This window comes from Streptomyces sp. NPDC017890, assembly GCF_044328675.1.
GTDB lineage: Bacteria > Actinomycetota > Actinomycetes > Streptomycetales > Streptomycetaceae > Streptomyces.
This window is the reverse complement of sequence record NZ_JBIRHU010000006.1, coordinates 66,494-81,709: the sequence shown is the minus strand read 5'-3', so window position 1 is coordinate 81,709 and position 15,216 is coordinate 66,494. Positions and strand designations below refer to the sequence as shown.

The window sequence follows — 15,216 nt, the reverse complement described above, 5'->3', positions numbered from 1 at the left end:
GCACCGACCGGGCCCGCCTCGTGTTCGTTCGCCGCAAACCTGCCCGGTCGGCCCCCACGGCTGCACGGCCATCACGGTGTTCCCGCCACGGCTGCCGACACCGCGTGCAGAGCCTTGGCCAGATGCCCGCCGGCGTGCTTCCACACCCACGTCCGCTGCTCGCGCGAGTAGCCGCGAGGTGTTCCCTCGACCAGCATGATCAAGCAGAGGTAGCAGCGGTACAGATCGAGCCGTAACCGTACGGAGTCCGTGAAGCCTGCCTCGCCACCGGCCGCCGAGTAGCCGTCGAGGAAGGCGTCGTCGTGCTCGATGTCGTCGAACAGCGCGAGGGACACGAACTCGGCGACCGGGTCGCCCCAGAACATGCGCTCGCCGTCGACCACCCCTGCGACGACTCTGGCGCCCGGTGCACCGGCGAGCAGGATGTTGCCCTGCCAGAGGTCGAAGTGCACCAGGGCCGGCCGCGTGACGTCGTCGAGTGCGGCACCCGCCGACGCGAGTATGCGGCGAACGGTCGGCACCGGCTGCGGGAGCCGGGCACCGAACCGCGTCGCATCGTGCAGCACGGCGTCCGTCATCGCGGTGAAGGTCTGTCGCCAGGTCGGGTGCGGTGGGCCGAAAGGGCGGGCCGGGTAGCCGAAGACCGGACCCGTGACGGCATGCAGTCGCGCCGTCAGGGCACCCAGCTCCCGGCGCAGTCGTCGGCGTTCGTCCGGCTCCAGGGTCTGGTCGGCGTCGTGCCAGGGCCGGCCCGGGCACTCGGTCATGACGAGGCTGCGCACGACCGGCGGGTCACCGGCGGTCTCCGCACGAACGACGTGAGGCACCGGCGCGCCGGGAACACCGTCCGCCGCGGCCCGGAAGTACGTCCTCTCGCCTCGCAACAGGTCGAGCTCATAGCCCAGCGCGGATTGCGGGCCCGTCGCGGGCGCCACCTTCACGACCCAGCGTCGGCCGTCCCGCAGCACGACGCGCACCACGGAGTTGTACGTGCCTCCGGCCAGCGGAACACATTCGATCACCTCGTGCGGTGCGACCGGCACCTCTGCCAGCGCGCGCAGCACCGCGGGACTGGGCACCGGGCTCACATGCACTCCTTGCGAACGGACCATGCGACGGTCCATTCCTACCGCGCGAGACGCCGTCCCGGCCAGACGCGGGAGCACGGGGGGCAGAGGAGGAATCAGCCGCGCGGAAGCAGGCGGCTCGGCCGGATCTCGTGCAGGTACACCACCGCGTCCACCGACCCGAGCAGGTTGACCCGGTCCGGGTCCCGGGGCCAGTGCGTGCCGATCTCCCGTTTGGGCCGGGTCACGTCCAGCCAGGCGCGGACGGCGGGCGGTGCGGTGCGCAGGTCGAGGTACCAGTCGCGGTGGCTCACCCGGCCCAGGGTCTGCTCGACCGAACCGGCCGCGACCGGCCCCGAACGGAACACCTTCACGTCCTCGTCACGGGGGTCGGAGACGTCCTTGCCGGTGGCGTGGAAGGAGCCGTGGTCGAAAGCCAGGCCCACGACCCGGTAGGCGTCCCCGAGCGCGCGGCGGAGCAGGCCGCCCTGGATGACCGGGTAGTCCGGGTCGTAGCCCTCCAGGTACACGTGGCCGTTGTGGGCGGCCAGCACCGTCCGGGCGCCGGTCTGCCGAAGCCACCAGAGGGTGTTCTCCGTCATCACGGTGTCGGGGTGGGCCAGGGCCTCGCGTGCGTCGGCCGGGTCGTCGTAGTCGAAGGCGTTCTGGCGTGCGACCTGGTGGACGATCTCCGCGTTCTGCACCGCACGGGCTTGGTCGTCCCCGGCCACGGTGCGCCCGGCGAAGCTCCGGGCGCGCAGCAACTCCAGGACGCGTCCGGTGCGTTCGGCCTTTTCCCGCCGCACGGCCGGGGGTTCCCCGATGGCGGCCACCATGTACTCGCCGGCCGGCAGGGTGGGGCGCAGCCCCCGGTACAGCTCCCTGACGGCGGGCAGCAGGTCGGGGTGGGCGCGACGGACGTGGCCGACGACCCGGTCGTACAGATCGGGGCCCGCGTAACTGCTGTCGTTGCCGGCGAACCTGACCGGGTCGTCGGGGTGGGCGACGTTGTACGCGCGCATCCAGTGGACCAGGTCCAGCACCTCGCCGGTCCGCATGAACAGGTAGGCGTTCTGGAACTCCTCGGACATGATCCGGACGGGGTCGCCGTGCCCGGTGAGCACGTAGTCGTCCAGGCGGAGCCCCGCGCTCCAGGGGGCTTCGAGGACGAGGGCGCGGAAGCGCTTCTCCTCGACCAGGTACCGGAACACCCGGTGCTGGAGGGCGAGGAAGTCGTGGGAGCCGTGGACGGCCTGCCCGACGCCGACCAGGCGGGCGTCGCCCACCGCCTCTCCCAGGGGGCGCAGGTCGTCGAAGGGGCCGACGGGCTCAACGGTGCGCAGCGGACGGGCTGCCTCCGCCAGGGCGGGCAGCAGGCCGGTGGACGTCCCCTGCACGTGGGGCCGCTGTTCGGCCGCTTCACGGGCGAGTCTCCGGCTCGGCCGGATCTCGTCCAGGTGCACCACCAGGTCCGCCGATCTCAGCAGGTTGACCTGGTCACCGGTCGGCGGGTAGTCGGTGCCGATCTCCCGCTTGGGCCGGGTGACGTCCAGCAGGGCACGGGCGGCGGGCGGCGCGGTGCGCAGGTCGGCGTACCAGTTCCGGTGGCCCACCCGGTCCAGGACGTGCTCGGCCGAACCGGGGGCGGCGGGCTCCACCTCGACCCGTCCGACGTCCTGGTCGGCCGGGTTCTGCAGGCCCTGTGCGGTGGCGTGCACGGCGCCCCGGTCGAAGGAGAGCCCCACCGCCAGATAGCCGTCGCCCAGTCGCTCCCGGAGCACCGACCCCTGGGGGCGGGGGAGGGAGGGGGTGGAACTCCTGGTGTACAGGTGGCTGTTGTGCCCGCCGAGCACGAGTCGGTGGCCGGTGTGGCGGTGCCACCACAGAGTGTTCTCCGCCATGGCGGTGTCCCGGTGGGCCATGGCCTCCGGCCCGTTCCGGGGGTCGGAGAGGTCGAAGGCGTACAGGCGCGCCACCTGGTCGATGACGGTGGCGTGCTGGAGCGCCCAGGCGTGGTCCTGCTCCGCCCCGGCGGGTTCGCGGGCGCGGAGCAGTCCGAGGACGCGTCCGGTGCGTTCGGCCCGTGCGCGGCGCTCGTCCAGGGGCTCGGCCACGGCGGCGCGCATCCACGCGTCGACGGGCACGGTGGGGCGCAGTCCCCGGTACAGCTCGGTGACGGCGGGCAGCAGGCCGGGGTGGGCGCGACGGACGTGGCCGACGACCCGGTCGTACAGCTCCGGGCCGGCGTAGCCGTTGTCGTCGCCGGCGAATCTGACCGGGTCGTCGGGATGGGCGACGTTGTACGCGCGCATCCAGCGGATCATGTCCAGGTACTCCTGGCTGTGCAGCAGCAGGAAGGCGTTCCGGAACTCCTCGGACATGATCCGGACGGGGTCGCCGCGCCCGGTGAGCAGGTAGTCGTCCAGACGGAGCCCCGCACTCCAGTTGGCCTCCAGGACGAAGGAGCGGAAGCCCTTCTCCTCGACCAGGTACCGCAGCGCCCGGTGCCGGAAGGTGACGAAGTCGTGGGAGCCGTGGGCGGCCTCGCCGATGCCGACCACCACGGCGTCACCGACCGCTTCCCCGAAGGGGCGCAGGTCCTCGAGCGGACCCGAGGGCTCGGTGGTGCGCAGAGGGCGGGCGGCCTCCTCCAACGCCGTCAGCGGGTCACCGGTGGACGTGGGAGGCTCACCCGAGGTTCCGGACCCCCCGCCCACCGGGACCGCCGCGACCGTCCCGGGGACGACGGCCAGACAGACGAGCAGTGCGACGGCGAGCCGCCTGGTCATGGAGGGTGCCATGACGCCAGCATCTCCGTCCGGGCCTCGGGCCGCGCTCCGCGTGTCACCCGGGCGGAGCAACGCCGCAGGCAGGCAGACGGGCGGCCGACGTCCTGCCCCGAGCCCTCGCGGTGCTGCTTCGGGCGCTTCGGCGATGTTCAGTGGGCCGGCCCCGCGTGCGGATGATCCGGGATGCCGGGCAGACGTGAAGGCGGAGATCAGGACACTGGCTGTCCGCTACCCCTGCGACGGTGGGACAAGAGCCGCCGGGGAGCAATGCCCCGGGCCCCCGGTGACCGACCGAGAGCAAGGAGCGGACTTGTCCGTCACGACCACCACCCACCGTCTCCTGCTCACTCCCGCGCCTTCCCACCCCGTCCCGCGCCGGCGTCCGGCCGGCGAGCGTGCCGCGGCCTGAGAACGCCATGACCGTCCTGGACCCACGCGCACTCAACCGCGCCACCCTCGCCCGCCAGTACCTGCTCGAACGCGCGGACACCTCCGTCCACGACGCCGTGGCGCACCTGTGCGGAATGCAGGCACAAGAACCCCAGGAGCCCTTCATCGGCCTGTGGTCCCGGCTGCAGGCCTTCGACCCGCGTGATCTGGACGACGCGCTGACGGGCCGTGAGGTCGTGCGCACCCACCTGATGCGCCGCACCGTCCACCTCGTCACCGCCGACGACGCGCTGACCTGGCGAGCCCGCCACGACACCATGCTGCGACAGCGGGTGATGGCCACCTACCGGCGCGAACTCGCCGGCATCGACGTGGAGGAGGTCGCCGCGGCAGGCCGAGCGGTCATGGCCGACGAGCAGCCCCGCACCATGGCCGCACTCGTCCAGGCAGTGGAAGACCGCTGGCCCACGCCCCCGCGCCGTGTCCTGGGCGAGCTGCTCGTCGCAGCCCTCGTCCCGATGGTCCAACTCCCGCCCCGAGGGCTGTGGCGAACCAAGGCGGGTGTCCGCAACCTGCCCCTGGCCACCTGGCTCGGGCGCGACATCGACCCACCCTCCCCCGACGAGACGGACCCGACCGGGCAACAACTGGTACGGCGCTACCTCGCCGCCCACGGGCCCGCCGCCACCGCCGACCTCCGCTCCTGGTGCGGCCTGGCCGGACTGACCGCCGCGGTCAAGGCGATCCGCGAGGAACTCGTCGCCTTCCGCGACGAACGCGGCCGGGTGCTCCTCGACCTGCCCGACGCCCCGCGCCCGCACCCGGACACTCCCGCACCCGTCCGGTTCCTGCCGGCATTCGACAACGTGATCCTCGGCTACCACGACCGCAGCCGCCTCATCGACGATGCCCACCGCGGCCTGTCCGTCGCCGGACGGCGCGCCGTCCTGGTCGACGGACGCGTCGCCGCCACCTGGACCGTGCAGGACGAAGAGCTCCACATCACCGCGCTCCGCCCCCTGTCCACGCCGGAGCGAGAAGCCGTCCACACCGAAGCCCGGGCCCTGACCGCTTTCCTGGACGAGGGCATCGACCGCGTACGCATCACCGACGACGACGGCTGAGGCCCTGGCCCGGCGTACGGGCGACGGAACAGTCGATGTCGCGCGGTGAACGGCCGGCGAAAATCCGTTGCACAGGGTTATGTTGTCAGGTACAAGCGCTTTAACGTCCCCGTCATGTCTGACGTTTCCCGCCGCAAGGTTCTCGGCACCCTCGCCGGTGGAGCCGCGCTCTCCCTCCTGCCCCCCTCGCTGCACCGGGCCATGGCCGCGCCGATGCCGCGCGGCGGCCTGCGTGCCGTCGAGCATGTGATCGTCCTGATGCAGGAGAACCGTTCCTTCGACAACTACTTCGGCACCCTCAAGGGCGTGCGCGGCTTCGGGGACCGCACGCCCCTGAGGCTGCCCTCGGGGGCCGGCGTCTTCCAGCAGCCGCGGCCCGGCGGCGGCGAGGTCCTGCCGTTCTCGGCCCGCCGGGCGGCCCTCGACGCGGGCCGCCCGGAAAGCGACATCCAGTACCTGGGTTCGCTCCCGCACGCCTTCCGGGACGCCGTCCAGGCTCGGGGGAACGGCTGGTGGAACGACTGGGTCGCCGCCAAGACCCAGAGCACCATGGCCTTCTACGACCGGCGTGACATCCCGCTCCAGTACGAACTGGCCGACCGCTTCACGATCTGCGACTCCTACTTCTGCTCGGTCTACGGTTCGACCAACCCCAACCGCAACTACCTGTGGACCGGCACCACCGGTTACGAGCCGGACGGTGTCAACCGGGCCCTGACCAACGCCGCCTACGACCACCGCCACGCCGGATACACCTGGACGACGTACCCCGAGCGCCTGGAGGCGGCCGGCGTCGACTGGCAGATCTACCAGGAGTGGGACAACTTCACCGACAACGCGGTGGAGTACTTCCGGCCCTGGAAGGAGATCGGCCGGAAGATCCTCGCCGGGGTCAGCGGACAGTACTCGACCACCGAGCAGTTCTACGACAGCCTGTGGGGCAGGACCCCGGAGCAGCGCGAGACCGCGCTGGCCGAGTTCCAGCGGGGTGTCGACGCACTGACCGAGGCCGAACGCCGGCTGTTCCTGCGGGGCGCCTACCGCTCCGAGCCGGACACCCTCGTCCGGCGCATCCGGTCCGACATCGACAAGGGCACGCTGCCGGCGGTCAGTTGGGTCGTCCCGACGGCGGCGCTGTCCGAGCATCCCAGCACTTCCACCCCGGTCGGCAGCGCCAACCTGGTCTACGACCTCCTCGACGCCCTCGCGAGCGACCCGGAAACCTGGTCGAAGACGGTGCTGTTCATCAACTTCGACGAGAACGACGGCTACTTCGACCACGTACCCGCCCCGGTCGCGCCGCGGCCGGCCTCCGGCAACGACGACGACTGGTCCAACGGCAGCCCGGTCGGCCCCGGCCCGCGCGTGCCGATGACGATCGTGTCGCCCTGGACGGTGGGCGGCTTCGTCAGCTCGCAGGCGTTCGACCACACCTCGGTCATCCGGTTCCTCGAGAAGTGGACCGGCGTCCACGAGCCCAACATCAGCGCCTGGCGCCGCAGCGTGTTCGGCGACCTGACCGCCGCCTTCGACTTCCACCGTCCCTACCGGCAGCCCGAGGTCGAGCAGCCCGGCCCGGTACCGGACGCGGTCGGCCGCTGGAACCCCGTACCACCGGAGCGGCAGTCGCTCCCCGAGCAGGAGGCCGGCACCCGCCGCACACGTCCCTCCCCCTACCGGCTGTCCTTGCGCTCCGACGTCACCCGTACCGGCGTCCGCCTCCGGCTCGGCAACGACGGCGCCGACGCCGCCTGGTTCACCGCCTACTCCGGCGACGGCACCGCCCCGAGCACCTGGACGGTGCCCGCGCGCGAAAGAGCCGACCACACGGTCGAGTACGGCGCCGACGGCTACGACCTGCAGGTGCACGGTCCGGGCTGGTCCGTGTGGGAGCTGCGGGGCACCGGCACCGGCGCCGAGGCGTTCCTCTCCGAGCAGCAGGGCGCCGCCCACGTGAGTGTCGTCTGCTCCAACCCCTCCTCCCGCACCCGCAGACTCCTCGTCGGTGAGTCGGTCCACTCGCACAGGCACAGTGACGGCGTACGCGCCGTCACCCTCAGGCCCGGCGCGTCCCGCACGGTGCGGCTGCGCCTGCCTGACCACGGCTGGTACGACATCGTGGTCGTCGACCGGGACGCCCCGGCCTTCCTGCGCCGCATGACCGGCCGCCAGTCCCACCACAGGCCCGGCGTCACCGACCCGGCGACCGGCACGGCCCCGGCACTGGCCGCGACCATCGGCCTGCCCGAGCCCCAGCCCTCCCTGGACACGCCGTTCGCACAGGGCAACCCCACCGATGTCGTCGTCACCGTGCGCAACGACGGCCGAGACCGGCTCGAAGGGCTCTTCGCCGCGCTGACCGCCCCGTCCGGCTGGACGGTCCAACGGGCAGGCACCTCCCCCACAACCCTCGCGGCCGGCGCTTCGGCCGACGTGCGCTTCACGGTCACGCCCGCCCGGAACGCCACCGCAGGCAGGCTGGCCGTCGCCGCCCACGCCCAGGGCGACGGGCTGCTCAGGCTCGCCGACGCGCGCATGCGGATCGAGGTCGTGCCCGCCCTCAGCGTCACGCTGACCGGTCCGGCCAGCTCACCCGGCACCGACGGCGCCGTCCTGTCGCCGGGCCGGGCGGCCACCGTGACGGCCACCGTCGTCAACGCCGCCGGCACGGCCCTCACGGGCCTGGCCGCCGTGCCGGCCCTCCCGCAGGGCTGGCAGGCCACTCCCAAGGGCACCGCGCCGACGTCGGTTCCGGCACGTTCGAACGCGACCCTGGCCTGGGAGGTCGTCGCCCCCGTCACGGCGGCGCGCGTCCTCGACACGCTCCGGGCGACCGTCACGGCGAAGCTGAACGGCAGCGGTACGGAGGCGTCCGCGTCCCTGCCCGTCAGAACCGGCCCCGTCATGACCGGTTACCTCCTCGCGGAGGACTTCGAGTCCGCCGCCCCCGCGCTCGCCCGGGCCGCCGATCTCAGCCGCCCCGGACTGCTCGGCTGGACCCGGAACGTCCCCGAGGGCTGGACGGTCACCAACGCTCCGGACATGCCGCAGGGCACGCGGGAGTTGCAGGGCTGGACGCTCATGACCAAGCAGTTCTGGTTCCCTGCCGGACAGAACCGCCCCGGCTTCACCCGCGCCCTCGGCATCGTCGCCGTCACCGACCCCGACGACTGGGACGACACCGGCGGCCCGTCCGCCCGCGGCCGGTTCGACTCGACCCTGACCAGCCCGGCGGTGGCCGTCCCGTCCGGCACCCCCACCCTGCACCTGGGGTTCGACTCCCACTACCGGCAGGAGAGCCCGCAGGAGGCCGAGGTCACCGTCGAGTTCGACTCCGGCGACAAGGTGCGGCTGCTCCACTACAGCGGCGCGACCTCCGGGAACACCAACCAGGGCCGGGACCAGGAGAACCGCCTCGTCCGGCTCTCCTGCCCCGTCCCGGCCGGGGCAGCATCGGCGAAGGTGGCCTTCCGGATCTTCAACGCGGGCAACAACTGGTACTGGGCGATCGACAACGTCCGCCTGGGGACGGTCCCGATCACCGACGCCTGACCCGCCCGGCTCGGGCCGCACCGGGCGGCCCGAGCCAGGCCTGCCACCACCCTTCGGCCGGCGCGCTCAGGAACGGTCTTGTGTGTCGGTAGGCGACACGCCATCGGTCTACGCCACGCTCCCGTGCCCGGCCTCGCCCGGATCCCCCATCGGCCGGGTCGGCGCATCGTCCTGTCTCGCGCGTCGGCCGGGCTCCGTCTCGTCCAGCTCCCAGTAGTGCCGGCAGTCGTCGCACCGGTACTCCACAACGCGGGCATCGATCACGAGCACCACCCCGTACGGGCAGCCGCTACCGTCCTCGTGGCCCGCACACTCCAGTTCCTCGGCGTCCCCCATGCCGTCGACCGTGCGCCGCACCGGCGCAGTTCGGGGAGGGGCTCGCGGGGGCGCACGGGCGCTCGAACCCCGTACGACGCCCCAGCTCCCACCAGCAGCCCCAGGTGGACCGGGCATCAATGCTGTGCAGGACGACCTCCGCACCGCACCGCTCGACGCCGCAGACAGCGGCCTGCGCGAACAGGGCGCGGACCGGTCGGTGCGGCGGTGACGGCGACAGCCCGTCGGCCCGGGCGCCGTCCGATGGCTCGGGTCACCACGCCTCGATGACCGGCGCGTCGGGTTCGTGCCGCCGCCAGGCCTCGGTGAGGCGCGCGAGCCGGTCCGCGGCGGCGACACCGTACAGGGATGTGACCTTGCCGTCGCTGACGCCGAACGCCACGGCGCCCACGACCCGGTCATCGATCACGGCCAGGACGGCCGGGGCGCCGTTGACCCGCGCGATATGCATCGCGGGCGAGCCGCCGGCCAGCCGCCGCTTCGCCGGAGTGGGCTTGAAGCCGGCCCGCACGAAGGAGGCGACGCGCTCGGGCGTCTGGTACCGCAGCAGCCGCCGGGCCAGTCCGGCGCCGTCCGAGACCGCCGTCACGTCGTCGGTGAGCAGCGCCACCAGTCGTTCGGTGCGCCCCGACGCGGCGGCGGCGAGGAACTCCTCGACGACCCGGCGGGCGGACGCGGGGTCGGCCTCACGGCCACGGCGGCGCTCGGCGGTGACCCGGACCCGGGCCCGGTGGGCGTGCTGCTGGCTCGCGGACTCGGTGATGTCGAGGATCCCGGCGATCTCGGCGTGGCTGTACGAGAAGGCCTCACGCAGGACGTACACGGCCCGCTCGACCGGTGTGAGCCGCTCCATGAGGGTCAGTACGGCCAAGGACACCGATTCCCGTTGCTCGAACGTGTCGGCGGGGCCGAGCATCGGGTCGCCCTCGAGGAGCGGCTCGGGCAGCCAGGCACCGGCCACTCGCTCGTGGCGCGCCTGCGCCGAGCGGAGCCGGTCGAGGCAGAGATGGGTGGCGACCTTGGTCAGCCACGCTTCCGGCACCTCGATCCGTTGGTGGTCAGCGGTCTGCCAGCGCAGGAAGGTGTCCTGTACGGCGTCCTCGGCATCGGCGGCGGAGCCGAGCAGACGGTACGCGAGCGAGGCCAGCCGGCCCCGGCTGGCCTCGAACCGATCGATGGCTGCGCTGTCCATGCGGAGCAGTTTAGGCGGCGGCCCTCACACCGGCCCGGTCAGGACCGGTGGCCAGGCGGCGCCCGCGCTTCGGCATGCCGAAGGTCGGGTGGGCGATGCCCCACTCGGAACCCTTGAGTACGCCCGACTTGAGCCGCGCGGCGGTCCGGCCGCCGAGGAACCAGGACTTGGACCGGACGTCTTCGTCCACCATCTGGAAGATCGCGTCCCGCCGTCCGAGGCTGATGTGGTTCCCGTGGTACTTCAGCCCGACGGCCGGGACCTCGCCGCCCGTCAGGCGCGCGATGATCGCGGCGGTCGCCTGCATGTTGGTGAGGCCGGCCGACGCGCAGGACATCGGCAGTGGCCGGCCGTTGTCGCCGATCGCGTACGCGCAGTCGCCGGCGGCGTAGACGTCGGGGTGCGAGACCGACCGCATGGTGCGGTCGACGACGATCTGGCCGGTCTCGGCGACCTGCAGTCCGCCGGCGGCCGCGATGGGGTGCACGGCGAAGCCGGCCGACCACACGGTCAGGTCGGCCGGGACGGAGGTGCCGTCGGTGGTGATCGCCCGCGTCGGCTCGACCGCTTCGACGCGGGTGTGCTCGTGGACGGTGATGCCGAGCCGGTCGAATGCCCTGCGCAGGTGACGGCGGGCCCGTGGGGAGAGCCAGGCGCCCAGCTCGCCGCCGGCGGCGAGCGCGACCGAGAGGTCGGGCCGGGACTCGGCGAACTCGGTGGCGGTCACGATGCCGGTCAGCCCCTCACCGACGACCAGCACGGTGCCGCCCCCGCCCAGGCCGGCCAGGCGCTCGCGCAGCCGCAGCGCCGATTCCCGGCCGGTCACGTCGAAGGCGTACTCGGCCGCGCCGGGGACACCATGGTGGGCCACGGAGCTGCCGAGCGCGTAGAGAAGGGTGTCGTACGCGAGCTCCCCCTCGCCGTCGTCGCCGGTCACGGCGACGGTCCGGCGCTCGGGGTCGATGCCGGTGACGCGCGCCAGGCGCAGTCGCACCCCGGTGCCCGCGAACACGTCGGCGAGCTCGCGGGGCGCGCGGTCCCGGCCGACCGCGAGCTGGTGGAGCCGCATCCGCTCGACGAAGACGGGCGCGGCGTTGACGACGGTGATCTCGACGTCGGCGGGCGAGAGCCGACGGGCCAGGTTCCCGGCGGCGAAGGCCCCGGCGTATCCGGCGCCGAGTACGACGATGCGGTGCTTCATGGCGTTGCTCCTGTCTCGTTCGCGTGCCCCTTGAACGAGACGGCGCCCCGATTGCTGACAGAAGCCGCGTGTGACGCGGGTCACTCGACTGTGGTGAGCGGCTGAGCCTTCGACAGGCGCTCGCCCCGGTCGGGCCCAGGTCGGCTGGATCACGCCGGCGGCCACGAGGCCGGACAACCCGTCCGAGGGCCGGTGTGCGCAGTCCTCGCGTAGGGCACGGACGCGACGCGCGGGCCCTCTTCTCACCTCGGCCGTCGTGCCGTCCCAGCACTCCAGCGTCACTGACCGCTCTCCGAGGAGACGCCGGCCGGCGAACGGAACACGATCGCGTACAACACCGACACCCGCACCGGCGAGGAGCACACCGACTGCGTGGGCATCCGGGCGGGCTACGAGGCGGAACTCACCATCGAGTACAACACCCTCAGCCACCTTCCGTACTCCGGGACATCCCTGGGCTGGGGCTGGAACCAGACCGAGGTGAGGACCTCCGTCCTGCGGGCCAACAAGGTGACCGCCACCGGATCACCGACGTCATGGAGGTCGCCCACGCACAGCACGACGGCGGCGCGATCTGCGCCCAGGGAGCGCAGCCGGGCACGACCATGACGGACAACCACACCGGCCCGGACCGGCTGCCCGCAGCGGCACTCGCCGTCGCCGCCCGGTCCGGCGCCCACGGCGGGCCGGTCGGGCAGCTGCGCACCGACCTCGCCCGCACGGGTACGGCCACAAAGTCCTCGACCGACGCGGCCGGCACCGCGGGCCCGGCCCTGGACGGTGACACGAACACCGACACCCGCACCCTGTCCGAGCCGGGCGCCTGATGGCAGGCCGACCTCGGAGCCACCCGCCGGGTCCGCCAGATCGGGACCTGGATGGACGCCTCGATGACGAGTGCCGACTTCGTGAGGAAGCTTCCCCTCAGTGAACCCTCGTGTTCGAACAGGAGCAGGACAAGGGCAGCGCGGGCCAATACTCTGAGTCCGGACCGCACTATCTGGGAGAGTCATGACAAGTAGGTTCACCGAGTTGGCCGTTGACTGTCACGATCCGGAAAGACTCGCGGCCTTCTGGTGCGAGGTACTGGACTTCGAGGTGATCGACCGGAGCGAGGGCAAAGTCGAGATCGGCTCCTGGGTGCCGACCGTGGAGGACGTTCGCGCCCGCCAGATGCCGCCCACCCTGCTGTTCATCCAGGCGCCCGAGGGCAAGGCCGTGAAGAACCGGCTTCACCTCGACGTCAGCCCGATCGACGGCAGCACCGAGGACGAGGTGACGAGACTGCTCGCTCTCGGCGCCACCAACACGGATGTGGGCCAGGGCCCGGACCGAAACTGGGTGGTCATGGCGGACCCCGAGGGCAACGAGTTCTGCGTCCTGCGCACCCTGGCACCGCAGAACCAGACCGCGAAAGGACTCGCCCGGTCGGGCGGAACAACGTAGGGACGTCCCAGGTCCCGGCCGTCTTGCAAGACGCTCTGCTGCTGGGTGTCGCCCGCATCACGGCCACCACGCGGGCGGCCGCCGGCCTCCCCGGCACCCGCGTCTGCCGGCTCTGCGTCCCTGACGTTCCGCCCAAGCGGCACCGGCGTCCACGGCGGGTGTTAGTGTGACCGGCGTAGCGACGACCAGGTTGCCTACGGAGATCGAAGGAGGTGAGTTGATGACTGTCGTGGAGACCACCGCTGTGCGCGGTGCCCGGATCATCCTCACTTCCCGGGCCTCGTCCTGACCCTCGCCTGCCTTCCTCCCCGGTGGGAGGAGAACCCGGCACGCCTGCCGTCCGGCGAGGCCCCTTCTCAAGGGTCTCCACGTTGTTTCATCAACCCGTTCCACACCAGCTTGCGCGCTCTTCTCCTGCGCGCCTTCTGACTCCGGCCCACCACGGCTGGGACGAGGATCGCGAGCGCTCCTTCACTCCGTCGCGGGCCGACGGCCAGGTACTGGCACGAACGTCGACATCGTGGCGGTGACCGTCTCGCTCGCCGACCCGCTCGGGCACGGACAGATCGAGCGGACGCCCGCCCTGGCCTGGAAGGGCGGCGCCAGCCTCGGCAACCACCTGCTGGGCGAGGACCGCCCGGCCACCAGCGTGATACGCCACAGCGACGGCAAGGGCCGGCACAGCACCGCATGGCGGGAGCTGCCGGCGCTGCACCATGGCGGGGTCCTGCTCGACACTCCGGGCCTGCGCCATGCGGACGAGGGCCCGGACCGCAGGACGGCGCGAGAACGCCTACGCCGACTCCCGCACCGACGCGCGCCCGCGCGCCGAACAGCAGCCTGCCCATGAAGGACATCGCGCGCCTGCGACGCGCCACCAACCACTTCTCCCACCGCAAGGCATGACGGAAAGGGATTTGATCATGGACCTTCCCCGCATCTTCACCATCCGCGAGAGCAGCCACCGGATCCACAACCCGCTGAACCCGGCCAAGTTGGCCGCCCTGGGCGAAGCGCTCCGCCTCGCCCCCGGGACACGGGTGCTCGACCTGGCCAGCGGCTCGGGCGAGATGCTGTGCACCTGGGCGCGTGACCTGGGCCTCACGGGCACGGGCGTGGACATCAGTACGGTCTTCATCGAGCAGGCCCGGGCCCGCGCCGTCGAACTCGGTGTCGCCGACCGCGTCGAGTTCATTCATGGTGACGCCTCCGGCCATGTCGCGGACCAGCCGGTCGATCTCGCCGCCTGCGTCGGCGCCACCTGGATCGGGAACGGCGTCGCCGGAACGGCCGAGCTGCTCAGCCGCAGCCTCCGCCCCGGAGGCCTGATGCTGATCGGCGAGCCGTACTGGCGGCAGACCCCTCCGGATGAGGAGACCGCCAAGGCATGCCACGCCACCGGCATCGCCGACTTCCTGCGACTCCCGGACCTGATCGAGCAGTTCCAGGACCTCGGCTACGACGTCGTGGAGATGATGCTGGCCGACCAGGACACCTGGGACCGGTACGTCGCGGCCCAGTGGCTCAACATGCGCCGGTGGCTCGACCGGAACCCGGATGACGAACTGGCCACCGAGGTAAGGGAGGAACTCGCCACCGAGCCAGCCCGCTACGCGCGCTGCACGCGTGAGTACCTCGGCTGGGGCGTCTTCGCTCTCATGAAGCACTGAGGCTCCCGTCCCGTGCGGGGCCCGGACGTCACACCGTCCGGGCCCCGCACGGGACATGCCGTCACCGCGGCCGGGTGGGGGGCCACTCGGGACGGGGTGCCGAGGTCTCCGAGAAGCGGCAAGCCGGCGCCGTGCGGGCATCGGCGGCCTGTCGACGCCTGCGTGCCCTCGCGATTGCCGTAACCGCACCGTCCCGCTGTTCGCCCCGGGCTCCGCTCGCCCGGCGGACAACCACAGCGTGATCACCGAGTTCCTCGTCGTCGACGTGGACCGCGTTCACCAGAGCCTGACCGGCTTCGTCGCCGGCTTCGTCAACGAGCCCACCACGATGCCCTGGGGCAACCGATCGCTGCTGTTCCGCGGCCCCGACGGCAACCTCGTCAGCTTCTTCACCCCCGTCACCCCGGCAGCCCTCGAAATGTCCGCACGCTGACGCCACGCACCGCCGC

At 72.3% G+C, this 15,216-nt stretch carries 11 protein-coding genes and 1 pseudogene; 7 read left to right on the top strand and 5 right to left on the bottom strand.

All coding sequences use genetic code 11. The annotated features are described in order from the left end of the window. Positions 1-71: 71 nt before the first annotated feature. Positions 72-1,088 (bottom strand): phosphotransferase family protein, encoded by a 1,017-nt coding sequence (locus ACH4F2_RS09830; RefSeq protein WP_398132172.1) that lies wholly within the window; start codon positions 1,086-1,088, stop codon positions 72-74. Positions 1,089-1,183: 95 nt separating this feature from the next. Next, a complete protein-coding gene (locus ACH4F2_RS09825) occupies positions 1,184-3,868 on the bottom strand; it encodes an erythromycin esterase family protein (protein WP_398132171.1) in 2,685 nt (894 codons plus the stop codon). Between the two features lie 404 nt (positions 3,869-4,272). Between ACH4F2_RS09825 and ACH4F2_RS09820 the strand changes: the two genes are divergently transcribed. Together ACH4F2_RS09820 and ACH4F2_RS09815 are read left to right on the top strand one after the other, a co-directional pair. Further along, positions 4,273-5,370, top strand: coding sequence for a winged helix DNA-binding domain-containing protein (locus tag ACH4F2_RS09820; protein ID WP_398132170.1), 1,098 nt, complete (start codon positions 4,273-4,275; stop codon positions 5,368-5,370). 114 nt (positions 5,371-5,484) lie between these two features. After that, complete coding sequence (locus ACH4F2_RS09815; protein ID WP_398132169.1) at positions 5,485-8,922, top strand: phosphocholine-specific phospholipase C; 3,438 nt, start codon at positions 5,485-5,487, stop codon at positions 8,920-8,922. Between the two features lie 108 nt (positions 8,923-9,030). Here the strand turns inward: ACH4F2_RS09815 and ACH4F2_RS09810 are convergent, their stop codons facing one another. The 3 genes from ACH4F2_RS09810 to ACH4F2_RS09800 all read right to left on the bottom strand — a co-directional run bounded on the left by ACH4F2_RS09810 (position 9,031) and on the right by ACH4F2_RS09800 (position 11,651). Continuing rightward, entirely contained in the window at positions 9,031-9,279 is a 249-nt protein-coding gene (locus tag ACH4F2_RS09810) for a hypothetical protein (protein ID WP_398132168.1), read from the bottom strand. A gap of 232 nt (positions 9,280-9,511) precedes the next feature. Then, entirely contained in the window at positions 9,512-10,450 is a 939-nt protein-coding gene (locus ACH4F2_RS09805) for a sigma-70 family RNA polymerase sigma factor (RefSeq protein WP_398132167.1), read from the bottom strand. A gap of 10 nt (positions 10,451-10,460) precedes the next feature. After that, positions 10,461-11,651 (bottom strand): NAD(P)/FAD-dependent oxidoreductase, encoded by a 1,191-nt coding sequence (locus ACH4F2_RS09800; RefSeq protein ID WP_398132166.1) that lies wholly within the window; start codon positions 11,649-11,651, stop codon positions 10,461-10,463. 536 nt (positions 11,652-12,187) lie between these two features. Between ACH4F2_RS09800 and ACH4F2_RS09795 the strand changes: the two genes are divergently transcribed. The 5 genes and pseudogenes from ACH4F2_RS09795 to ACH4F2_RS09775 form a co-directional block, all read left to right on the top strand. After that, positions 12,188-12,478: a hypothetical protein gene (locus ACH4F2_RS09795; protein ID WP_398132165.1), complete on the top strand. Its 291-nt coding sequence runs from the start codon at positions 12,188-12,190 to the stop codon at positions 12,476-12,478. 184 nt (positions 12,479-12,662) lie between these two features. After that, positions 12,663-13,097, top strand: a complete 435-nt coding sequence (locus tag ACH4F2_RS09790) for a VOC family protein (RefSeq protein WP_398132164.1) — start codon at positions 12,663-12,665, stop codon at positions 13,095-13,097. Between the two features lie 520 nt (positions 13,098-13,617). Next, entirely contained in the window at positions 13,618-13,947 is a 330-nt protein-coding gene (gene rsgA / locus ACH4F2_RS09785; protein ID WP_398132163.1) for a GTPase RsgA, read from the top strand. 73 nt (positions 13,948-14,020) lie between these two features. Further along, positions 14,021-14,767, top strand: coding sequence for an SAM-dependent methyltransferase (locus ACH4F2_RS09780; RefSeq protein WP_398132162.1), 747 nt, complete (start codon positions 14,021-14,023; stop codon positions 14,765-14,767). 184 nt (positions 14,768-14,951) lie between these two features. Continuing rightward, positions 14,952-15,200 (top strand): annotated as a pseudogene (locus ACH4F2_RS09775) (VOC family protein); the annotation flags it as partial. Positions 15,201-15,216 lie beyond the last annotated feature (16 nt).